19 protein-coding genes and 1 riboswitch are annotated in these 25,390 nt (G+C 71.2%); of the genes, 8 read left to right on the top strand and 11 right to left on the bottom strand.

The features are described from left to right. Positions 1-212: 212 nt before the first annotated feature. A riboswitch (FMN riboswitch) is annotated at positions 213-343 on the bottom strand. A gap of 300 nt (positions 344-643) precedes the next feature. The 3 genes from QQM67_RS10585 (at position 644) to QQM67_RS10575 (ending at position 3,899) form a co-directional block, all read left to right on the top strand. Then, positions 644-1,954: an MFS transporter gene (locus QQM67_RS10585; protein WP_314173436.1), complete on the top strand. Its 1,311-nt coding sequence runs from the start codon at positions 644-646 to the stop codon at positions 1,952-1,954. 155 nt (positions 1,955-2,109) lie between these two features. After that, a complete protein-coding gene (locus QQM67_RS10580; protein WP_314173435.1) occupies positions 2,110-2,850 on the top strand; it encodes a DUF5995 family protein in 741 nt (246 codons plus the stop codon). Between the two features lie 119 nt (positions 2,851-2,969). Then, positions 2,970-3,899 carry an LLM class F420-dependent oxidoreductase gene (locus QQM67_RS10575; protein WP_314173434.1) on the top strand — a complete coding sequence of 310 codons (930 nt, stop codon included), beginning with the start codon at positions 2,970-2,972 and terminating at the stop codon, positions 3,897-3,899. 42 nt (positions 3,900-3,941) lie between these two features. Here QQM67_RS10575 and QQM67_RS10570 read toward each other — a convergent pair whose 3' ends face one another. From QQM67_RS10570 to QQM67_RS10545, 6 genes are all read right to left on the bottom strand, one after another. Continuing rightward, entirely contained in the window at positions 3,942-5,669 is a 1,728-nt protein-coding gene (locus QQM67_RS10570) for a flavin monoamine oxidase family protein (protein WP_314173433.1), read from the bottom strand. 175 nt (positions 5,670-5,844) lie between these two features. Beyond that, positions 5,845-6,645, bottom strand: a complete 801-nt coding sequence (locus tag QQM67_RS10565; RefSeq protein WP_314173432.1) for a carbon-nitrogen hydrolase family protein — start codon at positions 6,643-6,645, stop codon at positions 5,845-5,847. A 287-nt stretch (positions 6,646-6,932) separates the two neighbouring features. Further along, a complete protein-coding gene (locus QQM67_RS10560) occupies positions 6,933-7,388 on the bottom strand; it encodes an Lrp/AsnC family transcriptional regulator (protein WP_314173431.1) in 456 nt (151 codons plus the stop codon). A gap of 10 nt (positions 7,389-7,398) precedes the next feature. Beyond that, entirely contained in the window at positions 7,399-8,883 is a 1,485-nt protein-coding gene (locus QQM67_RS10555) for an amino acid permease (RefSeq protein ID WP_314173430.1), read from the bottom strand. 200 nt (positions 8,884-9,083) lie between these two features. Continuing rightward, a complete protein-coding gene (locus tag QQM67_RS10550; protein WP_314173429.1) occupies positions 9,084-9,797 on the bottom strand; it encodes a class I SAM-dependent methyltransferase in 714 nt (237 codons plus the stop codon). Between the two features lie 79 nt (positions 9,798-9,876). Then, a complete protein-coding gene (locus tag QQM67_RS10545) occupies positions 9,877-11,313 on the bottom strand; it encodes a GuaB1 family IMP dehydrogenase-related protein (protein ID WP_314173428.1) in 1,437 nt (478 codons plus the stop codon). 281 nt (positions 11,314-11,594) lie between these two features. On the opposite strand from QQM67_RS10545, the gene QQM67_RS10540 reads away from it, so the two are divergent. Further along, on the top strand, positions 11,595-12,278 hold the full coding sequence (locus tag QQM67_RS10540) for a GntR family transcriptional regulator (RefSeq protein WP_314173427.1): 684 nt from the start codon (positions 11,595-11,597) through the stop codon (positions 12,276-12,278). Here QQM67_RS10540 and QQM67_RS10535 read toward each other — a convergent pair. The 4 genes from QQM67_RS10535 to QQM67_RS10520 all read right to left on the bottom strand — a co-directional run bounded on the left by QQM67_RS10535 (position 12,239) and on the right by QQM67_RS10520 (position 18,382). Further along, positions 12,239-14,005 carry an L-lactate permease gene (locus QQM67_RS10535; protein WP_314173426.1) on the bottom strand — a complete coding sequence of 589 codons (1,767 nt, stop codon included), beginning with the start codon at positions 14,003-14,005 and terminating at the stop codon, positions 12,239-12,241. The genes QQM67_RS10540 and QQM67_RS10535 overlap by 40 nt on opposite strands. Before the next feature lie 35 nt (positions 14,006-14,040). After that, entirely contained in the window at positions 14,041-15,438 is a 1,398-nt protein-coding gene (locus tag QQM67_RS10530; protein WP_314173425.1) for a (Fe-S)-binding protein, read from the bottom strand. A 124-nt stretch (positions 15,439-15,562) separates the two neighbouring features. Next, entirely contained in the window at positions 15,563-16,924 is a 1,362-nt protein-coding gene (locus QQM67_RS10525; protein WP_314173424.1) for an FAD-binding oxidoreductase, read from the bottom strand. 6 nt (positions 16,925-16,930) lie between these two features. Beyond that, positions 16,931-18,382 (bottom strand): FAD-linked oxidase C-terminal domain-containing protein, encoded by a 1,452-nt coding sequence (locus QQM67_RS10520; RefSeq protein WP_314173423.1) that lies wholly within the window; start codon positions 18,380-18,382, stop codon positions 16,931-16,933. A gap of 381 nt (positions 18,383-18,763) precedes the next feature. Between QQM67_RS10520 and QQM67_RS10515 the strand changes: the two genes are divergently transcribed. From QQM67_RS10515 to QQM67_RS10500, 4 genes are all read left to right on the top strand, one after another. After that, complete coding sequence (locus QQM67_RS10515) at positions 18,764-18,961, top strand: hypothetical protein (protein WP_314173422.1); 198 nt, start codon at positions 18,764-18,766, stop codon at positions 18,959-18,961. Positions 18,962-19,366: 405 nt separating this feature from the next. After that, complete coding sequence (locus QQM67_RS10510) at positions 19,367-21,307, top strand: AMP-dependent synthetase/ligase (protein ID WP_314173421.1); 1,941 nt, start codon at positions 19,367-19,369, stop codon at positions 21,305-21,307. A 165-nt stretch (positions 21,308-21,472) separates the two neighbouring features. Continuing rightward, a complete protein-coding gene (locus QQM67_RS10505) occupies positions 21,473-22,111 on the top strand; it encodes a DUF4142 domain-containing protein (RefSeq protein WP_314173420.1) in 639 nt (212 codons plus the stop codon). Positions 22,112-22,289: 178 nt separating this feature from the next. After that, a complete protein-coding gene (locus tag QQM67_RS10500) occupies positions 22,290-23,912 on the top strand; it encodes a DUF1996 domain-containing protein (RefSeq protein ID WP_314173419.1) in 1,623 nt (540 codons plus the stop codon). A gap of 266 nt (positions 23,913-24,178) precedes the next feature. Here QQM67_RS10500 and QQM67_RS10495 read toward each other — a convergent pair whose 3' ends face one another. Beyond that, positions 24,179-25,291 (bottom strand): PucR family transcriptional regulator, encoded by a 1,113-nt coding sequence (locus QQM67_RS10495; protein WP_314173418.1) that lies wholly within the window; start codon positions 25,289-25,291, stop codon positions 24,179-24,181. Positions 25,292-25,390 lie beyond the last annotated feature (99 nt).

The following is a 25,390-nucleotide window of genomic DNA, read 5'->3' as shown; positions in this document are numbered from 1 at the left end:
GGCCCGTTCGGCCGGTTCGGCGGAAGGGGCTGACACTGCGGCTGCTGCGTCGGTGGCCACCGGGTCTCTCCTGCCTCTTCGGGCACGGACTCCGGGGCGCTGTGAGATGTGTACGGGCTCGTCGGGCCGGGGCACCGCCGGTCGGAGGGAGGCGCCTCCGTGCGGTGCACGGGGACGTCCGCCAGCCGGGGCGGTGTACCGGTCTCGGCCCGCCGCGCACTGCCTCCCATCCGGACTTTCACCGTCGGTCCAGGAGTTTCACCTGGTCAACCGGTCGCTGGAGGCGATCGGGTCGCGGACTGTAACCGCCGGTTCGGACTTTCACCGACCCCGGAGTGCGCTGACGTCACTGGTACGCGTTCAGTCTGCCATGAGGCCGCTTCCGGCAGGGCCGGACGGCCTGTGGGCTCACTCACAGTGCGTGCACGCGGATGCGTCGAGTGTGTGCGAAGCCTTTCAGTTTCTTGCAACGGCCTTGCGAAAACCCCTTGTTCGGGTGGGTACGGCGCCTCGTACAGTGGCCCGGATCGCACAGGCCGCGGAGTTCGGTGCGGGGTTGGGGTACCTCCCGCGTAGCTGGGGGAGCAGGGTGCGGAAAGCGCACACCGGAGGAACACACACGTACAGGCCGGAGGTCCCGTACATGCAGCAGACCGCCACCGACGGCGCCACCCGCCGCGCACGGCGCGCGATCTCCGTCGTCTTCGCCGTGCACGGCGGCGTGAGCGGCAGCTTCGCGACCGCCATCCCGTGGATCCGCGAGCACCTCGGGCTGGGCCACGGCTGGCTGGGGATGGCGCTCGTCTTCCTCACCATCGGTGCTTCCGCGGCGATGCCGCTCTCGGCGCGCCTCGCGCACCGCTACGGGCCGCGCCGTTCGCTGGCGTGGCTGTCGCTGCTGTGCTGTGCCGGGCTCGCCCTTCCCCCGCTCGCACCGGGGCTGGTGTGGCTGTGCGTGATCCTCTTCGTGTACGGGTGCGGCCTCGGCCTGATGGACGTCGCGATGAACGCGCACGGGGTGCAGATCGAGGAGCGGTACGGGCGTTCGGTGATGTCCGGGCTGCACGGAATGTGGAGCGTGGGCACGCTGCTGGGCGGTGCGGGGGGCGCGCTCGCGGCGCAGATCGGCCTCGACGGACGGATCCATCTGGGCCTGGTGGTACCGGTGCTGGCGGTGACGGCGCTCGTCGCGTCCCGCTGGACGCTGGACATACGGGAGCAGGGGAAGACCGCACCGGGCGAGGCTGGGCAGGCCGCGGAGCCGGCCGGCGCGGGAGAGTCCGCCGCGGTCGCCGCCGAACCGGCCGAGGAGCCGCCGAACTTCGCCCTGCCGAGCCGGGCCGCGCTCACGGTCGGGCTCATCGGATTCTTCGCGGTCTTCGCCGAGGGCGCCTCGATGGACTGGTCGGCCATCTATCTGCGAGACGTCACGAACGCCGAACCGGGCCTGGCCGCCGGGGCGTTCACCGCCTTCGCCTGCACGATGGCCGCCGCCCGGCTCGTCGGCGACGCGGTGGTCCGGCGCCTGGGACCGGTGCGGACGGTGCGGGCCAGCGGCCTGACCGCGGCGGTCGGCGCCGTGCTGGTGGTGGTGGCCCGCACTCCGGCGCTGGCGATCGCGGGATACGCGCTGATCGGGATCGGCGTGGCGGTGGTGGTGCCGCTGTGCTTCGCCGCCGCGGGCCGCATCCCCTCGGCCTCGCCGGGCCAGGAGATCGCGGGTGTCGCCACCCTCGCCTACGCCTCGGGGCTGGCGGCCCCCGCGGCGGTCGGCTGGATCGCGGAGGCGACGTCGCTGTCCGTGTCCTTCGGGCTGGTCACGCTGATGCTGCTCGGGCTGGTGCTGGGCGCGGGCGTGCTGCGTACCGAAGCGCGCACCACCGCCTCGGGCAAGCCCCTGGACTCGCCCGCCCGTGCAGAGGGCAGTCCGGCCTCCGCTCCCGAAGCGCCATGAGCGCGGGCGCACGGCCCGTTCCGCGTGTGTGATCCGGGCGCATGAGCGGCTGCTGAAGTCGGGGCCCGTCCGGCGGTGTTCCGGTCGTCCCCCGTCCGGGCGCCCCGCGCGCCGTGTCCGCCGCACCGCGCCACCACGGGTGCCACGCTGCCCCCATGACGTCAGCTGAACGGACATCCGCGCCGGGCCGCACGCGGGAACCCCGGCTCGTGGGCGCGCCGCGGCCGCCGGGCGGGCTGCGCTCCGTGGTGCTGCGCATGCGCGGCATCGGTGACGGACTGCCGCAGGGCGACGGCGTGGCCGTCTTCAACAGGGTGTATCTGTCGGTGACGCTGGAGCTCCAACGGCGCCTGGATTCGGGCTGGTTCCCCGACCGTGGGGCGGCGGAGGAACTGGGTGTCCGGTTCGCCGGCCGCTATCTCGCGGCGGTCGAGGCGCAGAGCGAGGGCCACCGCCCGCCCGCCTGCTGGCGCCCGCTCTTCCAGCTGCGCCGCCATCCGTACGTGCGTCCCCTTCAGTTCGCCCTTGCCGGGATCAACGCGCACGTCGGGCACGACCTGCCGCTGGCGCTGCTGGCCACGTGCCGGGCCCGGAAGGCCGAACCGGAGGAGCTGGAGGGCGACTTCGAGCGCGTCGGGGATCTGCTGACGCTTCTGGAGGAGCGCATCCGCGAGGAGCTGATGCCGGGCCCCGACCTCCTCGACGTCGCCGATCCGCTCACGCATCTGGTGGGCTCGTGGAGCCTGGAGATGGCCCGTCGCGGCGCCTGGGCCGCCTTCCTCGTCCTCCGCGGGCTGCGCGAACGGCCGGGGCTGGCCGCGGAGTTCACCGAGCGCCTGGACGCGAGCGCCGGCATGGCCGGGCGGTGCCTGCTCACTCCCCTCCCCTGCCGCTGAACGTCCGATCCCGCCGAACATCCGGTGCCGCTGTGGCGGGAGGGATGGCGGGGGCCCGGAAGGGGCACTCTTGCACGGCGGGGACGTTCCCGTCCGGACACGAGCTGTACGGAGGAGACATGACGCTGCGACTGGGCCTGGGGCTGCCGCAGATGAAGCACTACGTGCCGGGCCGCGACGTGACGGCGGTGGCGCGCGAGGCGGAGGCGATCGGCTACGACAGCCTGTGGGTCTTCGAGCGCACCCTGGTGCCGGAGGACCCCGTCGACGGGATGTACGGCGTCGAGGGCCGCCCGTGGCCCGAGACCTTCCGGGACATCGCGGACCCGCTCGTCACGCTCGCGCAGGCGGCCGCGGTCACCGAACGGGTGCGGCTGGGCACGTCCGTACTGGTCGCGCCGCTGCACGCACCGTTCGAACTCGCGCGCACGCTGGCCACGTTGAGCGCGGCGAGCGGCGGACGCCTGGTCGCCGGGCTGGGAACCGGCTGGTCGCGCGACGAATACGCCGCCGCGGGGGCCGACTTCGACAGGCGGGGCGCGCTGCTGGACGAAGTGCTCGACGTGTGCGAGACGGTGTGGAGCCCCGGCACGTCCGCGTACGAGGGCACCCGTACGCGCCTGGCGCCGGCGGACGTCGGACCCAAGCCGCCCGGCGGAGAGGTGCCCGTGCTGCTCGCCGCGAGCAACTCCCGCACCCTGGATCGGATCGCGCGCCGCGCCGACGGGTGGATCCCCTCCCTCACCCCGCACCCGGAGGTGGCGCGCAACCGTGCGGCACTCCGCGAACTCGCCGAGCGGCACGGCCGCGACCCCGATTCCCTCACCGTCGTCCAGCGGTGCGGCGTGCAGGTCACCGGCAAGCCGATGGGCGGAGACCGCCGGACCTACCAGGGCAGCGTCGAGCAGATCGTCGAGGATCTCGCGGAGGGCGTGGCGGCCGGGGTCGACGAGGCGATCCTCGACTTCCAGAACAGCACGCGCGACGCGGCCGAACTCATCGACGCCGGGAGGGAGTTGCACGCGGCCGTCCGCGCCGCGGGCATGTGAACCGCGCGGCCGGGCCGCTCGCGCGCGGCCCGGCCGGCTCGCTCAGTCCTCCGGCAGCAGCACCGGCGCGATGTCGTCGAAGACGTCGCCCGGTCCGGGATTCGACGGGTCGGTGCCGCCGCCGAGGTGGTGCAGCACCCCCCATACGGCGTTGAGAGCGGTCTGCACCGCGCCCTCCGCCCAGCCCGCCGTCCAGGAGACGTCGTCTCCGGCGAGGAAGAGTCCGCGCTTGTCCTCGGGCAGCGAGTCCTGCATGAAGTGCGTGAACAGCCGCCGCTGGTACCGGTAGTGGCCGGGCAGGTTGGCCTTGAACGCGCCCATGAAGTACGGCTCGTTCTCCCATGAGACCGTGACGGGGCTGCCGGTGATGTGGCTGCGGATGTCGGCCTTCGGATAGATCTCCCCCAGCGACTTGAGCATCACCTCCATGCGCTGACCGGCGTCCAGGGGCAGCCACTTCAGGCTGTCGTCGCACCACGTGTACGACAGGCAGATGACGGCGGGCCGGTCCGGGCCGTCGTCCAGCAGATACGTGCCGCGCGTCATCCGGTCGGTGAGCGTCATGCTCATCACGTCGCGGCCGGTCGGCTCGCCCTTGTCGTCGACGGCCTCGTCGAGCCAGAACGGGCGGTCCACGGGCACGAACAGCTTGGAGGACTCCATGTAGTGGGTGCGCTCCACCGCCGTCCAGTGGTCGATGGGAAGCAGCTCGTCGTCACAGTCGATCTTGCTGAGCAGCATCCACGACTGGGCCGTGAAGACCGCCGCGCGGTAGGTGCGGATCTCTCCCGCGGCGTCGGTGACGGTGATGCGGTTGCCCGCGGTGCGGCGCAGCCCCGTGACGGCGGGCCGGGGGCCGCCGTGGTCCTCGTGGAGCGAGGCGAGGGACGTGCCGGCAGGCCAGTGGACGAGCTTGTCCGGCTCCGACTCCCAGAGGCGCTGCGGGAGTTGCTGGCTGCCGCCGACGATGCTGCGGTGGTCGTCGTCGGCGCCGGTGTAGACGACGCGGAGGATCTCCAGGATGGAGTTGGGGAAGTCGGTGTCCCAGCCGCCGGTGCCGAATCCGACCTGCCCGAAGATCTCACGGTGCCGGAAGGAGGCGAAGGACTCCGAGTCGCAGAGGAACCCGTAGAAGGTCTGGTTGTCGAGCTTCGCCACCAGTCGGGACCAGATCTCGCGGATGCGCGGCACGTCGCGCTCCCGCAACGCCCGCTGCATGGCGGAGAATTCGGCGCCGTCCTCCAGGCAGGCGTTCCAGGCGTCCATGACCTGGTGGAAGACGGGCGGAAGGTCGTCGAGCGTACGGGCGTAGTGCGAGCGGCCCTTGAGGTCGACGACGGTCGAAGGCGTCGCCGGAGCAAGGGGGTTGGGGAACGGCGCGGTCTCCAGGCCGGTCAGCTCGATGTAGTGCTGGAGGGCGGTGGAGGACGGCGGGAAGCGCATCGCGCCCAGCTCGGCGGTGAGTTCGCCGTCGCAGCCGTCGAAGCGCGCGGTGCGCAGGCGGCCGCCGATCTGGTCGGCCTCGTAGACCACGGGCCTGAGTCCGGTCTTCATCAGCTCGTAGGCGGTGACGATGCCGGAGAGTCCGCCGCCCACGACGGCGACCTCGGTGCCGTGTTCGGTGGCGGGGACGGACCCGAGCCCCGCGGGGTGTGCGAGGAAGTCGTCGTAGGCGAACGGGAAGTCCGGCCCGGACATGGTCAGCGGCCTGCCTGCCGCGGCCGCGGGCTGCTGCTCCTCGTGTACGGCTGTGGGCACCGTGGACGTCATCGGCGCACTTCTCCTCTCCGGGTGCGGGTCGGCTCGGGATCGGGGTTGCGGTTGGGATCGGGGTCGCGGTTGGGATCGCGGTTGTGAACGGAGGGCTCGGGGTTGCGAGTTCGGGGGCCCGGTCCGGGCGTCCCGGCGCGGGGCCGGGCCCGGCGGTGGCGAGGTGCCTGCGGGGTCAGGCCGTGTAGAGCCCGGGCCGCCGGTCGGTGAGATAGCTGTTCTCCGCGCGGGAGGCGCGCAGCAGGCCGGTGTCGACGTCGGCGAAGAGCAGGTCCGGCTCCCGCCCGGCGCGGACGGGCACCGTCCCGTCGGGCGCGGCGAGCGCGCTGAGCCCGGCGAAGTCGAACTCCCCTTCCCGGCCGGCCCGGTTGACGTACGCCACGTAGATCTGGTTCTCCCACGCGCGCGCGGGCAGGACCGTCTCCGCCACGATGTCGTACGGGCGCATCAGCGCCGTCGGCACGACCAGCAGTTCCGTACCGGCGAGGGCGTGGGCGCGCACGGCCTCGGGGAACTCCACGTCGTAGCAGACGAGGAGGCCGACGCGGACGTCGTCCAGGACGGACTGCACGACGAGCCGCCCGCCCGGGGTGAAGTGCTCGGTCTCGTAGCTGCCGTAGAGGTGTGTCTTGCGGTAGCCGGCGAGGAGCCGCCCGTCGGGCCCCACGAGGGCGGCCGAGTTGTACAACGCGCCGCCCTCGGGGTCGCGTTCGGGATATCCGTGGACGACGGCGATGCCGTGGGCGGCGGCGATACGGGCCGCCTCGCGGGAGGCGGGGCCGTCCGCCGGCTCCGCCCGCTCGGCGACGCGGTCGCCCAACGCGTAGCCGGTCAGGGAGAGTTCGGGCGTGACGAGAAGCCGTGCGCCCCCGGCGGCGGCCGCGCGGGCGGCGCCGTCGAGCGCGGCGAGACCGTCCTCGACGGTGCCGGGGACACCGGCGGGGCCCTGGTGCAGGGCGAGGCGCAGCGACGGCATGGGACCTCTGCGTGCTCGGGCGCACGGGTGCGGGCGCGGCGGGGCCCGGTCCGTGCGGGTGTACTGGGGAACACTTCGACGGTACGGCCCGCGGCACCGGCCGACAAGGCGCTTCCGTTGCGCGTGCCGGAGCGCTTCGTTGCGCGTCTGGCCTCGTATGCGCCGATTCGTTGCGCGGCGTATACGACGCACCCGTGTCGGCCGTATGACCTGCGCACGGAGCCCGCCCGGCGGCTCGCCGGCGGCACGGACGTCAGCCCAGGCGCGGCGTCAGCCCAGGCGCGGCGTCAGCGCGGTGCGCCCGCCGTGTAGCGGCGCAGCAGCGGCGAGAGCACGAGCACCGACTTCGTACGCTCGACGAACGGCTCGCCGGCGATGCGTTCCAGTACCTGCTCGAAGTGGCGCATGTCGGAGGCGAAGATCTGCACCATGGCGTCCGCCTCGCCGGTCACCGTCGAGGCGGAGGCGACCTCCGGATAGCGGGCCAGCGCGCGGCGGATGTCCTCGGGGCCGGTCTTGGACCGGCAGTACATCTCGATGTAGCCCTCCGTCTCCCAGCCGAGGGCCGCCGGGTCCACGCGCACGGTGAACCCGGTGATGGCCCCCTCCGCCCGCAGCCGGTCCACGCGGCGCTTGACGGCGGGCGCGGAGAGCCCCACTTCGGCGCCGATGTCGGCGTAGGAGCGGCGGGCGTCCTCGGAGAGGGCGTGGACGATGCGTTCGTCGAGGTCGTTGAGGGTCACTGCGGGCCGGTCACTCTTCCGTGAGCGCTGGGTTCGGTGCGTTCGTCAGCCGGGAGCGGCGCATCCCGTACCCGAAGTAGACCACAGCGCCCACGGCCATCCAGACGCCGAACACCGCCCAGGTGACGGTGTCCAGGGAGAACATCATCCACAGGCACAGCCCGAGCCCGACGAGCGGGAAGAGCGGCGAGAGCGGCACGCGGAAGGCCCGCCGCATCTCCGGCCGCGTGCGCCGCAGCACGATCACGGCGACGTTGACGAGGGCGAAGGCGAAGAGCGTGCCGATGCTGGTGGCATCGGCGAGACGCCCGAGCGGCACGGCCGCGGCGAGCGTCCCGCAGAACGCCGAGACGATCACGGTGTTGGCGCGCGGGCTGCCGCTGCGGGGGTGGACCTTGGAGAAGACGGCCGGCACCAGTCCGTCCCGCGACATGGCGAAGAGGATCCGGGTCTGCCCGTACAGCACGGTCAGCACGACCGACGCGATGGCCACGACGGCCCCGAACGCCAGCAGCGTGGGCCAGAAGTCCTGCCCCGTGACGCTGTGCAGGGTTCCGGAGAGCGCCGCCTCGCTCCCCTCGAACCGCCGCCACGGCGTCGCGCCCACGGCCACGGCCGCGACGAGGCAGTACAGCGCGGTGACCAGGACGAGCGAGAGGAGGATGGCGCGCGGCAGGTCACGCTGCGGGTTCTTGGCCTCCTCCCCCGCCGTGGAGGCCGCGTCGAATCCGATGTAGGAGAAGAAGAGGGTGGCTCCCGCGGCACTCACGCCGGCCATGCCCAGCGGCATGAAGGGGTGGTAGTTGCCCGCCCGTATCCCGGTGGCGGCGACGGCGCAGAAGAGCAGCAGCGCGATGACCTTCACCGTGACCATGACCGTGTTGGCGCGTGCGCTCTCCTTCGCGCCGCCGAACAGGAAGGCCATGGCGAGGAGTACGACGACGAGCGCGGGGACGTTGAAGAGCCCGCCGTCGCCGGGCGGCGCGGACAGGGCCTGGGGAAGCGCCACACCGAGAGTGCCGTGCAGCAGTTCGTCGATGTACTGGCCCCATCCGACGGCGACGGCGGCGACCGACACCCCGTACTCCAGGAGCAGACACCAGCCGCAGACCCAGGCGACCAGCTCGCCCAGCGTCGCGTAGGCGTACGAGTACGAGGAGCCGGCGACCGGGATGGTGCCCGCCAGTTCGGCGTAGGACAGCGCGGAGAAGAGGGCCGTGAGGCCCGCGACGACGAACGAGACGATCACCGCGGGCCCGGCGTCGGGCACGGCCTCGCCGAGGACGACGAAGATCCCGGTGCCGAGCGTGGCCCCGATGCTGATCATGGTCAGCTGCCACAGTCCGAGGCTGCGCCGCAGCTCGCCTCCCTCGCCGCGGCCGCCCTCGGCGACCAGCCTCTCCACGGGCTTGCGGCGCATCAGCCGCGCGACGCCGGCCTGCCCTCCTCCGGGCGGCGGCTTCGGGGCGTGCGGTTCTGCGCCCTGCTCCAACACGGCAGCGGCCTCCTCGCTGTTGGTCTGCGTTGGCGCACGACCCTACGAGCCGCAGGTGTCGGCGGGTAACGGGGCATCCTTGCGCGTCGGCGGCGATCCGTTGCGCGCGAAAGGCCCGTTGAGGCGAATCGTTCAGGGAGACTCGGGCCGATCGTTCAGGACCTTCGTCCGGGGCGGGTTCAGGGCAGGTTCATGCAAGTTCAGGAGGCGGCGCCGTCGTTCCGGACGCGTGCGCGCACCCAGGTCTCGTCGTCGGTGAGGTAGCGGTCCACGGCCAGCCCGGCCTCGGCGAGCGCCGCCTCGAAGCGGGGGCGGGGCAGGTTCCGCGAGAAGAACGTCTGCGTCCAGCGGGAGTCGCCGATCTCGTAGGCGAGGCACGAACGCGAAGCGCCGCCGCCCAGCGGCTCGATGGAGACCACCGAGACGGTCAGGTCTCCCCTGCTCCAGCTCTGCCCCGCGCTGAGGGAGTCGTGCATACCGTCGCGTTCACGCTGGACGACGACGCAGCCGCCCGGTTCCGTGTGCCGGACGCAGGTGCGCAGCAGCCGGGTCCGCAGCGCGTCGTCGGCGGTGTTGACCAGGAAGGAGGTGAGGGTCACGGCGCCGAACTGCCGCCCGAGGTCGAGGTCTTCGATGGCGGCGCACACCGTCGGCGCGGTGTCCCCGATCTGATCGAGCATCGCCTCGGACTCGTCGACGGCGGTGACACGGAGCCCGCCCGCCACCAGGGGCCGGGTCATCCGGCCCGCACCGGCGCCGAGCTCGAGGACGGTCGCGCCTCGCGGCACGGCCCCGATGACGATGTCGGCCTCGCCGTTGCCGGGAAGGTGTGAGTACAGCTCGACCGAGCAGCCGTCGCGCGTGAATTCGCCCGGTCCCGTACCTGAGTGCCCGTCACGGGTGAAAGAGGTCATACGAGGATCGGAGCACGGCGCGGGGCGGTCCGGAAGAGATTCGTCCCACGGCGAAGACGGCGGGGAGACCCCCGCCGCCTCACCAACTGACGTGCAGCGGCTCGCCCTCCGCGTACCCCGCGGCGCTCTGCACGCCCACGACGGCCTTCTCCGCGAACTCCTCCAGCGAGGCGGCCCCCGCATAGGTGCACGACGAGCGCACGCCCGCGATGATCGCGTCGATGACGTCCTCGACGCCGGGCCGCGCCGGGTCGATGAACATCCGCGAGGTGGAGATGCCCTCCTCGAACAGCGCCTTGCGGGCGCGGTCGTACGCGGACTCCTCGCTGGTGCGGTGGCGCACGGCGCGCGCCGAGGCCATGCCGTAGGACTCCTTGTAGGCACGCCCGTCGGCGGTCTGCTGGATGTCGCCCGGCGACTCGTACGTCCCGGCGAACCACGAGCCGATCATGACGTTCGACGCGCCGGCGGCGAGCGCCATGGCGACGTCGCGCGGGTGCCGCACCCCGCCGTCGGCCCACACGTACTTGCCGAACTTGCGTGCCTCGGCGGCGCATTCGAGGACGGCGGAGAACTGGGGACGGCCGACGCCGGTCATCATGCGCGTCGTGCACATGGCGCCCGGGCCGACGCCCACCTTGACGATGTCGGCACCGGCCTCGACGAGATCCCGTACACCGTCGGCGGCGACGACGTTGCCCGCGACCAGGGGCACCTGCGGATCGAGCGCGCGGACGGCCCGCAGCGCCTCGACCATGCGCTCCTGGTGGCCGTGCGCGGTGTCCACGACGAGGGTGTCGACACCGGCGTCCAGCAGCGCGCGGGCCTTGCCCGCCACGTCGCCGTTTATGCCGACGGCGGCGGCGACGCGCAGCCGCCCCGCGGCGTCGGTCGCCGGGGTGTAGAGCGTGGCGCGCAGCGCTCCCTTGCGGGTGAGGATGCCCACGAGGAGGCCGTCGGCGTCCACGGCGGGCGCGAGCTTGCGGTGCGCGCTGTCGAGCTGGTCGAAGGCCTCGCTCGGGTCGACGTCCGCCTTGAGTACGAGCAGATCGCGGGACATCACCTCGGACAGCTGCGTGAAGCGGTCCACGCCCGTGAGGTCGGACTCCGTGACGACGCCGACGGGGCGCCCGTCCTGCACGACGACACCGGCGCCGTGCGCGCGCTTGGGCAGCAGCGACAGCGCGTCGGCCGCCGTCTGGTGCGGTGCGAGCGTGATGGGGGTGTCGAGCACCAGGTGGCGGCGCTTGACCCAGCCGGTGACCTCGGTGACGACGTCGATCGGGATGTCCTGCGGGATGACGACGAGCCCGCCGCGGCGTGCCACGGTCTCCGCCATGCGCCGCCCCGCGATGGCCGTCATATTGGCCACGACCAGGGGGATCGTGGTGCCGCTGCCGTCGGGGGACGCGAGGTCCACGCCCTGCCGCGAGCCGACCGCCGAGCGGCCGGGCACCATGAACACGTCGTCGTAGGTCAGGTCGTACGGGGGCTGCTGGTCGTTCAGAAATCGCATACCGGCTCTCTCACCTGCGTCGTCGCTCCATGTCGGGGCACCTCCCAGCGGTGGCTGGGGGAGGGTGGGGAGCGAAGATCTCGGACGCGGCGTCCGGGTGGTGGCTCCTCCTCCATCATCGCCGACCGGCCGCGCCGAGCGCGAAGCGGCCTCCCGCGCGGGCCCGTCGCGGCGATCTCATGGCCCGCGTGCGGGCTTTCCCAGGCCGGTTGCACGCCCGCCCGGAGCGCATCTAGGGTCCCGCTTGGACACATGAATCCATCCATGTTGGGGGGCGTCAGGTGGGTAAGGCTCTCCCCACGTCCCAGCGCGCGTACCAGTACGCGAAGGAACGGATACTGGACGGCATCCTCGCCGGGGGCGATCTGATCAGCGAGGGGACGGTCGCCGACGCGCTCGGCATCAGCCGTACCCCCGTGCGGGAGGCGTTCCTGCGGCTGGAGTCCGAGGGTCTGCTGAGGCTCTACCCTAAGCGCGGCGCGGTCGTCGTGCCCGTCTCCGCGAAGGAAGTGGAGACCGTGCTGGAGACCCGGGAGCTCGTCGAGTCCTTCGCCGCGGAGAAGGTCTCCTCGCTCGGCGCGGCGGCGCTGGAGCGTCTGGTGAAGGAGCTGCGCGAGCAGCTCCACGAGCAGTCGAAGCTGCGCGAGGCCGGCGAGGGCAAGGCGTTCGTCGCCGCGGACCAGGTCTTCCACCAGCTGATCGTGCAGGCCGCCGACAATCCGATCCTGCTCGACCTCTACGCCGGGCTGCGGGACCGCCAGCAGCGGATGGGGCTGTACGCGGTCTTCAACGACAGCGACCGGCTCCGCGCCACGAACCACGAGCACGTCGAGCTCGTCGAGCTGCTCGAGAAGGGCGACCTCGCCGCCTACCGGGCCGCGCTGCGCGGGCACCTGCGAGGCACCCGCGCAGCGGTCCTCGGGCATCAGGACAGCAGCATCCAGCCCAGTACGGCCGTGGACTGAAGGAAGACCAGGACGCACATCAGGAGCAGCAGCACCAGGCTCCACCCGACGACCTTCCGCAGCAGTTCGGGCTCCCGTCCGCCCAGGCCCGTCGCGGCGGCGGCGATGGCGAGGTTCTGCGGGGAGAGCATCTTGCCGAGGACGCCGCCGGAGCTGTTGGCCGCCGCGAGGAGCTCCGGGACGTACCCGGAGTTCTTGGCGGCCGTCACCTGGAGGATGCCGAAGAGGGCGTTGGAGGAGGTGTCGGAGCCCGTGACCGCGACTCCGAGCCAGCCCAGCACCGGCGAGAGGAAGGCCAGCGCGGCTCCGGCGCCCGCGATGAAGTGGCCGATGGTGGAGGTCTGCCCGGAGAGGTTCATCACGTAGGCCAGCGCGAGCACCGTGGCGACGGTCAGGATCGCCCACCGCAGCTGGTGGAGGGTCCGTCCGTACGAACGCACGGCGACGCGTGGGGAGATGACCAGCAGGGCCGCCGTGATCACGCCGCTGAGCAGCAGCATCGTGCCGGTCGCGGGCAGCCAGTTGAAGTTGAAGACCGTGGAGGCAGCGGGCTTCCCGGTGACGGGGTCGGCGACGTCCAGGCCGGGCCAGCCGAAGAGGACCGCGCCCTTCTCCAGGACGGCCTTGATCGCCGGGATCTGGCTGAGGGCGAAGACCACGATGATCACGACGTACGGGAGGTAGGCGTTGACCGCGGCGCGCGAGCTGTCCTGCGTCTGAGGCTCGGTGCTCGTGCTCGTGGCCGTGGGCTGCGTCTGAGTCGCGGGCTCCGTGCCGGAGCCGCCTGCTCCGCCCGTGCCTCCGGCACCGTCCGTGGCGCCGCCTCCCGTGCCGCTGCCGGAGCCGCCGGCTCCCGCGGAACCCGCCGCCGCTCCGTCCGCTTCGTCACCCGGGATGTCCGAGGCCGCGACGGACGGGATGTGCGACATCCGCATCACCAGTACCAGCACGCCGACGGAGACGAGCGCGGCCACGACGTCCGTCAGCTCGACGGAGAGGTAGTTGGAGGTGACGAACTGGGCCGCGCCGAAGGAGAGTCCGCATGCCAGCGCGGGCCACCACGTCTGCCTGACGCCGCGGCGCCCGTCGACGAGGAAGACCAGCAGCACGGGCACGACCGCGGCCAGCAGCGGCGTCTGGCGCCCGACGGTGGCGGAGACGTCCTCCAGCTGGAGGCCCGTCAGTTCGGAGAGCGTGATGACGGGCGTTCCCATCGCTCCGAACGCCACCGGCGCGGTGTTGGCCACCAGCGCGACCGTCGCCGCCTTGAACGGCTTGAAGCCCAGCGCTATGAGCATCACGGAGCTGATCGCGACGGGCGCGCCGAACCCGGCCAGGGCTTCCAGCAGCGCACCGAAGCAGAAGGCGACGATGACGGCCTGGAGGCGCTGGTCGTCGGAGAGCTTGCCGAAGGAGCGGCGCAGCACCTCGAAGTGACCGGTATCGACGGTCATCTGGTAGATCCACAGGGCGTTCACCACGATCCACATGATCGGGAACAGCCCGAACAGGGCGCCCAGCACAGCCGAGTTGAGGCTCTGACCCACCGGCATGCCGTACGCGGCGACCGCGACGACGACGGCCGTGGCGAGCGAGGCCAGCGCGGAGAGCCACGCCTGGATGCGCAGCACGCCCAGGAGCACGAAGAAGACGACCAGCGGGAGGGCGGCGACGAGCGACGACCACCCCAGCGAACCGCCCAGCGGGTCGAGTACGGGTTGGAACACGGTGCCTCCGGGGACGAGTTGGGACTCGGGAAGACTCACCAGGGCCTGACGCCGCGAATCGAGGCGTCGACGACCTGGACGGGATGCAGCACGGGGAGCTGCTTGTCGAGATGGCGCGAAATCTGAAGCAGACAGCCTGGGTTGGCCGTCACCACGGCGTCGGGCGCCGTGGAGCGTACGTTGTCCGCCTTGCGGCGGCCGAGCTCCTCGGCCGGCTCCGGCTGGATGAGGTTGTAGACGCCCGCGGAGCCGCAGCACATGTCGGCCTCGGGGATGTCGACCACCTCCAGCTCCGGCACGCTCCGCAGCACGGCGCGCGGCTGCTCGCGGACGCCCTGGGCGTGGGCGAGGTGGCACGCCTCGTGGTGCGCGAGGCGCGCCCGTACCGGGTGGCGCGGGGCGAGCGGGGTGAGTTCGGCGAGGAGTTCGGAGACGTCGCGCACCTTGGCCGCGAACTCCTCGGCGCGCTCGCGGTATTCGGGGTCGTCGGCGAGGAGCCGTCCGTACTCCTTCAGCGCCGAGCCGCAGCCCGCGACATTGACGACGACCACGTCGACGTCCAGCGGTTCGAACGTGTCGATGAGCTGCCGCGCGCGGCGGACCGCTTCCTCCTCGCGTCCCGCGTGCTCGCTGAGCGCGCCGCAGCAGCCCTGCGCGGGCGGGGCGATCACCTCGCAGCCCTCAGCGGTCAGCACCCGCACCGTGGCCTCGTTGACCTGAGCGAAGAAGACCTGCTGCACACAGCCGGTGACCATGCCGACGGTGCGGCGGGCGGCGGCCCCCGGTGCGCCGGCGTCCCCCGCGTCACCCGAGGCGGAGGCGCCGTCCGAGGCGGAGGCGTCGCCGCCACGGGCCGGGCTGCGCTCCGGGGTCCGGCGCAGCGCCGAGCGCAGGGGCACATCCGGCATCAGCGCCTCCAGCGCGCGCAGCCGCGGCGGCAGCCGCCGCAGCAGACCGGTGCGGCGCAGCGCTCCGCGCAGCCCCAGCCGCTGGTAGAGCGCGCCGAGAACGGCGGCCACGCGCAGCCTGCGCGGATAGGGAAAGAGGCGGAAGATCAGCCCGCGGAAGGCGCGGTCGGAGCGTGAGCGGGCCCAGTTGCGTTCGATCTGCGGGCGCACGGACTCGATGAGCCGGTCGTACTGCACACCGGACGGGCACGCCGTCACGCACGCCATGCAGCCCAGGCAGTTGTCGAAGTGGCCCACCGCCGCGACGTCGAGCGACGCCTCGCCCTCGCTGATGAGCTTCATCTGGTAGATGCGGCCGCGGGGCGAGTTCATCTCCTCGCCGCTCAGGGCGTACGTCGGGCAGGCGGGCAGGCAGAAGCCGCAGTGCACGCAGTCGGAGAGCAGTTCCGGGGACGGCGGGTGGTGGGCGTCGAAGGCACCGGCCGGAGCCGGGGTCTCGGGCGTTCCACCGTGCTGCGTGGTCATTCGGTGCTCCTACGTGAGAGCCGGGGCGGGGTTGCGGGTGCGGGGCTGCGGGTGCGGGGTTGCGAGTGCGGGGTTGCGAGCGCGGAGGGACGGCGCGGTGGTCGCCGGGCGGGCCCGGCCCGGGTCAGAACCAGGGCGCGAAGCGTCCCGGTGCGCACAGACCCCCCGGGTCGAACTGCCGCTTGAGAGACCGCAGTACGGCGACCGCGGGCGGCGCGGGGCCCCATGCCGCCGCGGCGTCCTCGACGCCCTCGCGGCGCCGCCGCAGCGTCACCGACCCTCCGGCCTCGTGCACGGACTCGCGCCACGCGGTCAGGCAGGCGGCGTGCCCGGCCGCGTCGCCGCCGCGCAGCACGACTGTGTGCAGGCCCTGTGCGATGCCGCTGACCAACTCCGCCTCCACGCCGGTCTCCTGGGTCAGCTCGCGCAGCCGCAGGGCCAGGGCGGGGAGTCGCGCGGGGTGTGTTCCCGCGCGGAGCACTGTCTCGCCGTCCTCGCCTCGTACGGTGCGGGACAGCCGCCGCCAGGCGGCCCGCTCCGCCTCGGCGCCGAGCACGCGGGCGCCGTCGAGGCCGGGAACGCCCGGGGCGAGGCGGCCGCGCTCGGCCGCGCTCTCCTCGGTGCCCTGGAAGCGGATCAGCAGGTGCCGTCCGTCCCACTCGACGGCCACGGGCTCCAGCGGCGAGCGCATGACGGCGCGGGCGGCGTCGAGTGCCCGGCCGGCGTCGCCGGCGGCCAGCGCGAGTGTCGTCGTCGCCGCAGGCAGCGGATGCACGCGCAGATTGAGCCGTGCGACGAGGCCGAAGGCGCCGAGCGAGCCGGACATCAGCTTCGCCAGGTCGTAGCCGGCGACGTTCTTGATGACGTCGCCGCCCGTCCGCGCCACGGTGCCGTCGGGGAGCACGAGCGTCGCGCCGATCACCAGGTCGGCGAGGCCGCCGTACTTCAGGCGCCGCGGGCCGGCGTCGCCGCACGCCAGAAGCCCGCCCAGGGTCGCGCCGTCCTCGCCGGAGGGCGGGTCGACGGGGAGCCACTGCCCGGCGGGGGCCAGCAGTTCCTGGAGCCTGGTGAGCGGCATGCCCGCCTCGACGCCGACCGTCCAGTCCTCGGGGGCGTGGCTGATCAGGCGGTCGAGGCCGGAGATCTCCAGCACGAGGCCGGGGTCCTCGACGGGCGCGCCCCACTCCAGCGCCGTACCGGCGCCCTCGAACAGCACGGTCCGCCCTTCGTGCGCGGCGGACGTGAGCGCGTCGGCGGCCTCGGCGAGGCCCGACGGGCGTACGCGGGAGGGCAGTCGGCCCGGCGCGCTCCCCGACTCCGGGTCGGCGGGCGGTACTTGGGCGGACGCGGACGGGGACGCGGATGTGGGTGCGGACACGGGTGCGGCCGTGGTCGGGGACGTGGTCGGGGAGTCGGAGGCAGGCGCGTGCGCGTGCCCGGCGGACGAGCCGTTCTCCCGCAGCGTGCCGGGGTGCTCCTCGGTCACCTCTTCTCACAACCTCTCGATCACGCCGGCCGCCTCCAGCGGGTGCGGCCGGTAGCGTCCGGGTGCCTCTCCGCACAGCCGCGGAGTGGGCAGCACCTTGCCCGGGTTGGCCAGTCCGTCCGGATCGAAGGCCGTACGCAGCGACCGCATCACCGCCAGGTCCGTCTCCCCGAACATCTCCGGCATGGAACACGCCTTGTCGAGGCCGATACCGTGCTCGCCGCTGAGCGAACCGCCCAACTCCACGCACATCTCGGCGATTTCGGCGGACAGCTTCTCCGCGCGCTCCGACTCGCCGGCCTGCTCGTCGAAGAGGACGAGCGGATGCAGGTTGCCGTCGCCCGCGTGGAAGACGTTGGCCACCCGCAGCCCTTCGGCGCGCGACATCGCGGCGATGCGGGTCAGCGCCTCCGACAGCCGGGTGCGCGGGACGACGCCGTCCTGCACGAAGTAGTCCGGGCTGATGCGCCCCACGGCCGCGAAGGCGGCCTTGCGGCCCTTCCAGATCAGCGCGCGCTCGGCGTCGGTCGTGGCGATGCGTACGTTCGTGGTGCCGTTCTCACGGCACATCGCGACGACCTTCTCGAACTGCTCGTCGCATTCGTGCTCCATGCCGTCGAGTTCGACGACGAGCGCCGCCGTGGCGTCGAGGCTGTATCCGGCGTGCACGGCCGCCTCGCAGGCCTCGATCGCGAGGGAGTCGAGCATCTCCACCGCCGCGGGCACGATCCCCGACGCCATGATCCCGCTGACGGCCTCCCCCGCGGCCTCGACGGTCGGGAAGTCCGCGACGAGGGTGCGCACGCTCTCGGGTGTACGCAGCAGCCGCACGGTGATCTCGGTGGCGATGCCGAGGGTGCCCTCGGAGCCGATGAACAGCCCGCGCAGGTCCGGTCCGGCCGACTCGGGTGCGTCCGCGCCGAGTTCGGTGACCGATCCGTCCGGCAGTACGACCCGCAGGGCGGTCACGTGGTGCACGGTGAAGCCGTACTTGACGCAGTGCGCGCCCCCGGAGTTCTCCGCGACGTTGCCGCCGATCGTGCACACCACCTGGCTGGACGGGTCCGGCGCGTAGTAGAGGCCGTGCGGCGCGGCGACGCGGGAGATCTCGGCGTTGGTGACGCCGGGCTGGAGCACCATGCGCCGGTCCTCCGGGTCGAAGTCGAGCACCTGCCGCATCCGGGCCAGGGAGATGACCACGCCCTGCGCCACGGGCACCGCTCCCCCTGACAGGCCCGTGCCGGCGCCGCGCGCGACGAACGGCAGCCCGGCCTTCGCACACAGCGAGACGGCGGCCGCGACCTCGTCGGTGCTGCGCGGCAAGGCGACCAGAGCGGGGACTTCACGGAAGCCGGTCAGCCCGTCACACTCGTAAGTCCGCAGCTGGAGCGGATCTGTCAGTACGGAATCCGTCCCGAGTGCGGCTTCGAACTCTCGGCGCAGTGCGGTGTCGATCATGGCACCGTGCCTCCTGACCCGTAGATCCTCCGACGGAACGGCGTTTCAGCGAATTCCGAAGTCCGGTATTCAACGACCGCGTCACGGAACCTAGGGTCCTTGCATCTATGGGTCAACCCTTCGTTGCATCCATGTTTCACAACGACTCAGCCCAGGCGGGCCTGCCTCCCTCAGCGTGCGCGGCCGGCCGGGAGGACGTACGAGCGACGGTGGCCCGGGAGGCGCCACCGGTCCTTGAGACCTCCGGCCTCAACTCCCCTCCCCTGCCTGGGACCTGCTCTCGCCAACCCTCAACCAGCACTTCAATGGGACGATTGAAGCCAAAGCGAGCAGCGCTCCGGTGCGCGGGAGCGGCCGAAGAGATCCGGCAGGGAGGCGGGGATGAAGTTCCTTCTCGAAGTCGACATGGGAGAGACGGCGTTCGACGGCGACGCCGCGAGCGAACTGGGCCGGATACTGCGGTACTGGGGCGGCAACCTCCGCCACTACGACCTCCGGCCGGGCACCGGCGAGGCTCTCTACGACTCCGGCTATCGCGAGGTCGGCCGGTGGGCAGTCGTGGCAACGGACGGGTCTTGACGGGGAGCTGACCGCACGGGCACGTGAGCGGGCGGGACCGCCTCGCCCCGAACTCGCCCTGGGCGCACCGGCGTTCGGGACCGGGACGGTAACAGCGCGACGGCCCGGCCTCCGTCCGGGGCGACGTGGCCGGCGGAGGCAAGGACACGTCTGGAGCCGGGCGTTCGGCCAGCCTTTGGTTACTTGCGGTTACCCACGTCCTCCGCCGTTGCACGGAGCGCGCCCCACCGGGCGCTGACCGCGCACCACGCAGGTGAGCGGCTCTCTTCCCTCACATACCCTCCCCCGATTCCACGCAAGGGAAGATCCGCAATTCCCTAGGCAGCGAGCCGGGCAGCGAGGTAATTTTCGCCGTCAGTCACTGAACGTCGTGACGCCGGCGGACGGGGTGAGGGTGGTGGTGCTGTGCGCGACTACAGCCTTCCACCGCTCGTAGAGCCGCTGAGATCGGGCGGGCTGGCCGACTCCGTCTACGAACTCGCCGCGCGGGAACCGGGGTTGCCGCAGCTGGCGCGCCGCGAGAGTCAGGACGGCAGCAGCGGCCCATGGCGCGAGATGACCGCGGCCGCCTTCGCCACCCAGGTGCTCAAGCTTGCGAAAGGGCTGCTCGCCGAGGGCGTGCGCTTCGGCGACCGGGTCGCGGTCATGACCCGTACGCGGCACGAGTGGACTCTCTTCAGCTATGCCCTGTGGTCGCTCGGCGTTCAGGTCGTGCCGCTCTATCCGGCTTCCTCCGCCGAGCAGTTGCGCTGGGTCCTCGGCGACTCCGGGGCGTGCGCCGTCATCGTCGAGCACGAGGACCACGCGATGACCGTCGGCTCGGTCGTGGAAGGGCTGCCGCAACTGCGCCACATCTGGCAGCTCGACGCGGGCTGCGTGGGCTGGCTGACGGCGTCGGGCCGCGGCGTCGAGGACAACGACGTGCACCGCCAACGCTGGGCCGTCACCCCGGAGATGACGGCGGCGATCGTCTACACCTCGGGGACCACGGGCCGTCCCCGCGGCTGCGTCATCACGCACCGCAATCTCGCCTCCGAATGCGACACGATCCTCGCCGGCTGGGGCCGGCTGATGGGCGAGCCCGGGCAGCAGCCCTCCATCCTCGCTTTTATGCCCGTGGGCCATGTTTACGGGCTGATGGTGACGGTGCTCTGCATCCGCGGCGGTTATCTGCTGGGGCATCAACCCGACATCTCCGCACGGGAATTGATGCCCGCGATCAGATCTTTCCGGCCGACGTGCCTTTATGCGGTTCCGTACTTCTTCGAAAAGCTCTATGCGGCGGCGCGAATGATGGCGGCGTCGGCGGGCCGCGGCGACATGTTCGACCGCGCCATGGAGGTCTCCAGACGGTACGCGGAAGCGGCGGAGGCTCAGGCGCTCGGCGCCGGACCTGGCCCCGGCACCGCTCTGCGGGCACGGCACGCGGTCTACGACCGCCTGGTCTACCGGCACTTGCGGGACGTGCTGGGAGGCCGCATGCGCAACGTCGTCTCGGGCGGCTCCACTCTCAGCCGCGAACTGGGGCTCGGGCTCGCCGGCGCGGGCATCGTCGTCTACGACTGCTACGGGCTCACGGAGACCACGTGCGCCATCACCGCGCAACCTCCGGGGCGGCCGCGGTTCGGCACCGTGGGACGCCCGATGCCGGGCGCCTCGGTGCACATCGCGCGCGACGGCGAGGTGTGGGTGCGGGGCCCGACGGTCTTCCCCGGCTACACGGGCCGCGCCGAGGACGCGGCCCGCCAGAACGCACCGTACGGGGGCGGCGGCCAGGGGATTCCCGCGCCCGGGCACTCCCAAGTCCCCGACGGCGGCGGCACACACGCGGTGCAGCAGTACGAGGAGACGCTGCGCGACGGCTGGCTCGGCACGGGCGACGTCGGCTATCTCGACGACGGCTATCTCGTCATCACCGGCCGCAAGAAGGACGTCATCATCACCAGCGCCGGCCGGAGCGTCTCACCGCTGATGCTGGAGACGAGGCTGCGCGCCCATCCCCTGATCTCGCAGGCGCTCGTCGTGGGCGACGACCGGCCCCATGTGGCCGCCCTGGTGACCCTGGACCCGGAAGTCCTCGAACAGTGGCGAAAGGGCCGCGAGCAGTGGGGTCCCGCCGGCCCCGGCTACGGCAACACTCCGGCCGAGGAGCTGGAGCGCGAGGTGGGCCGGGCCGTGGCAGCGGCGAACAGCGCCTTCTCGCGGGCCGAATCCATACGCTCGTTCCGCATCCTGCCGGAAGAGTTCAGCGAGGCCGACGGCCTGGTGACCCCGTCGATGAAGCTTCGGCGGGAAGCGATCACGCGGATGTACGCGGCTGAGATCGAAGAGCTCTACTCGAACTGACGGGGGTGCTGCACGACGGCACACGGCAGATACGAGTCGGCAATGTAGCAGTGATGCACCACTACGGGCCGGTTCTTGTCAGGTCGGGACGAAGCCTCGACCACATCCTCACACGCGCCATTAGCGTCCGTCGCACTTCGAAGATGTGGTGTGAGAGGAGGGCGGATGCGGTCCGCCATGACATCCGGACGGGCGATCGGCACGGTGATGGTCGTCCTCGGGCTCGCCGCAACTCTCGCTGCGCTTCTGCTGCCGATCCAGTTCTTCGACGGCAACCGCAGTGTGGCGCTGGCCCGTTCGGGATGGCAGGACGACGGTAAGGGAACCTGGAAAACAGAATACGGGCCCCTTACCCCACTGGACCGCGACTTCATACGGAAAGTGCGGAATGCCGGTTTGTGGGAACTACCGGCCGGTCAGTCCGCGCAGGAGCGCGGGACACGTAAGTCGGTGCGGATCGTGGGCGATCATCTCGTCGACGGGCACACGGAGTTGGATCGACGGGCCATTGAGGCCGGTCGCACCCTGAAGGTTTCACTTCCGAACCAGCCTGCCGGTAAGAACCAGGACTATCTGGACGAGATTGCCAAGGCCAAAGGGGACGAATTCGACCGGGTCCTCGTCGAGAGGCTGCGCCAGGCTCACGGCGTGGTCTTCGGCCTCGTAGGCCTTGTGCGCGATCAGACCCGCAACTCAATGGTGCGGTCGTTGGCGACCCGGGCCAACGCCATTGTCCTCGATCACATAACAGTCCTGGAGGACACCGGGCTTGTTGATTTCGAGGCGCTGAACGACGTGAAATGAGTGGAGTGAAGTCAATATGAGACAAAAAGGCCACAAACGCTCGCGTACGGCGAACAAAACAATAGCCATCGTCGCAGCGCTGGTGGTCGGTGGTGGTGGCGCAGCGGCGATAGGTGTAAGTGCCTTCGCAGGGTCTGACGACTCTGCTCCTGCCGCGAGCACGATCGACTGTCCCGATGTGAGCCTTGCACTGGGCCAGGTACCCGAGGACGCGAAGAAGTCCGTGGGTCAAAAGCTCGCCACTCTGGACCAGCAAGTCGCCCAGGCCTATGGCCAGTGGCACTCCAAGGAGCAGAGCTCCGAGGAGGCCCTCGGCCAGTTGAACCAGCAGCGCTCGGAGACGATCCGCGGCATCGGCCAGGACTTGCAGAACGCCGGCGCCCAGCAACCGTCCGACATGGACTCCATGGCCCAGTGCCAGATGATGCAGGACCAGGCAGCGGCCGACGACGGCGGAGACCAAGGCCAGGCGGGCCAGCAGGGCCCCAAGGCCGAGGACTTCGTCAAGATCGAGGACGTCCAGCCCAACGCCTCGAAGGAGGCGGACCCGGGCGGCAGCTTCGAGACGAAGTGCGGTGCCAACGAGAACGAGCACTTCAACTCGGACAACGTGATCGCCGCTCCGGGTGTCCTGAACGGCGCCCACCACGTGCACGACTACGTGGGCAACGAGGACACCAACGCCCAGTCCAACGACGAGTCTCTCGCCGCCGCAGGCACCACCTGCGCGAAGGGTGACCAGTCGACGCACTACTGGCCCGTGATCCGTTCACTGGACGGGAACGAGGACCAGCGGGGTGCCGTCCAGGAGGGCGACATCCAGGACCAGGGCGGCCAGGCCGGCGACCAGGGTGACCAGGGCGCCAACGACGTCAGCGCGAACAGCTTCGCGGGTGACGACCAGGGTCAGGACCAGGGACAGGAACAGCCCCCGGCCGAGAACGCAGGCCAGGAGCAGCCCCCGGCCCAGGACCAGGGGCAGGAGCAGCCCCCGGCCGACGACCAGGGACAGCAACAGCCCCCGGCCGACGACCAGGGCCAGGACCAAGGTCAGGATCAGGGCCAGGATCAGGGCCAGGACCAGGGCCAGGTTGAGGGTCAGGACCAGGGCCAGGATCAGGGACAGGACCAAGGTCAGGATCAGGGACAGGACCAGGGCCAGGACCAAGGTCAGGACCAGGGCCAGGACCAGGGACAGGGTGACGACCAGGTCGGCGGCGGCGAAGGTGCCGAGGCCCAGCCTGGCGACGGCGGTGCCAACGACCTCAACGTCGGCACCATCCTCGACCCCGAGCCCACGATCAAACTGACCTCGGGCGGTGCCGACAAGGTGACCGAGATGCCGCGCTTCCTGCGCATCATCACCGGTGACGCCAAGGCCTTCACCAACGGTGACGAGAACGCCAACGCATCATGGAGCTGCGAGGGCTTCGAGGACCGTCAGCTGAAGGACAAGTACCCGATCTGCCCCGAGGGCAAGAAGATGATCCGTACGTTCAAGTTCCAGAACTGCTGGGACGGTCAGAACACGGACAGCGGCAACCACCGCGACCACATGGAGTTCTCGGACGACCAGGGCAACTGCCCCGAGGGCTTCCAGAACATCCCGCAGGTGCAGCAGACGATCAAGTACGACATCCCGCAGCAGAACTTGGTCAACGCTGATACGCCCTTCGCGGTGGACTCCTTCCCGGAGCAGCTGCACAACCCGATCACGGACCACAGCGACTTCATCAACGTCATGCCGGAGGACCTGATGAAGACCGCCGTGGACTGCATCAACGAGGACAAGGAGTGCTGATGTAGGACTCGCCGCGGGGCTCCGGCCCCGCGGCGGCGGGAACCAACACAGCGGCCCGGACACAGATCCTGTGTCCGGGCCGCTGCTTGTCGTTCTGTTCGGTTGTCCTGCTCTGTCGCTCTGTTCCTTGTTCTGTTCTGTTGTCGTCGTTCTGGCGTTGTCTTGTTGTCGGCCGGTCTGTTCTGTCTTGCCGGATCTTCTGTTGTCAGTGCCTTACGAGGAGGTTCCGGACCGGCACCCGGCGCGCGAACACCGGGTGCCGGGGGTCACAGACCGTTGACCCGGGCCTCGCGTGCGACACCGAGCGGACGGACGCCGGCAGCAGTGGCGGTGCGCGTCCGGCGTCCTGCCCGGGTGCGCTGCCGCCGTATCTGACCGAGCAGCCGCCGGCCGCGAAGAGTCATCTCCAGCTCGAACCGGGTACGCGGATCGCGCAGAGCCGAACCGAAGAGCTTCTCTATCTGACGAAGCCGGTACCGCACCGTCTGCGGGTGCACCTGGAGCGTCTTCGCCGCCTCAGGTGCTCCCCCGCTCTCGAGCCACGCCAGCAGCGTGACTTCGAGGCGCTCGCTCTGCCGCGGCGTCAGCTCGGCGAGGGGGCCGAGCCAGCGGGCGGAGAGCGCGCAGGCGAGCGATTCGTCCTGCAACAGAAGGAGCATGGACAGATGGTCGTCGACGAAGAGGACCTTTCCGTCCGGGTTGTTTCCGATACCGCCGTTGTTGATCGCGCCGCCGGCGGGTGCTCCTGGCGGCGGTGTGAGCTCCAGCAGTCGCCGGGCCCAGCGCACCGATGATCCCGCGTCGCTCAGCGGGACGGTGTGCCCGACCGCAGCAGTACGACCACGAAGCACGGTCTCCAGTGCTTCGCGGTCGTCTTCCGGATCGGGTATCAGCAGGCACAACTCACTCTCGACGGGGCTGACCAAGGCGTTGCCGAGCGCGGCGGCGAGCTGGGGAACCTCGCTGGGTGAGGCGAGGGCTATCGCACGCACGGTCTCGGGCAACGGCCACCTTGCTGACCTGGCCAGTTCCGTCAGTCGTGATTCTGGGAATTCCTCCTCTCCCATGAGTGCCGTGAACAGCTGCCGTCGGGCTCGGTCTATGGGAACCGCTGCTGTGACGTTGTCAGCATGGGTCCCGGTTCCCGTGTCCGTATCCTTTGTCTCCGGGGAGTGATGTCCCAATGCGGCCAGCAATGCCTGTTCCACGGCCCATTGAGCATCCTCGCGGTCAATTTCCCGCAGAAAAGCGGACATTGCCGGTATGCTGCGCTGTAGAGCTTCCACCACCTGGTCTGCGACGGCGGGCAGCTCCTTTCTCTGAACGCGCGCCCACTCGCCGCGCGGGCGAGATCGGATGCGGTTGAGAACGTCGCTCATCTCTACCTCGTTCCTGCCGGGTTGGGCCTGCCCGAGCACGGGAGGACAAGCCCGCGGAGGTTGCCTCCGGTAACCGGTATCCCGCCCCGATCCCGGAGT

It is taken from the genome of Streptomyces winkii (assembly GCF_032248595.1).
GTDB classification, from domain to species: Bacteria; Actinomycetota; Actinomycetes; order Streptomycetales; family Streptomycetaceae; genus Streptomyces; species Streptomyces winkii.
Note: the sequence above shows the minus strand (reverse complement) of the source record. Positions and strands in the feature narration are given on the sequence as shown.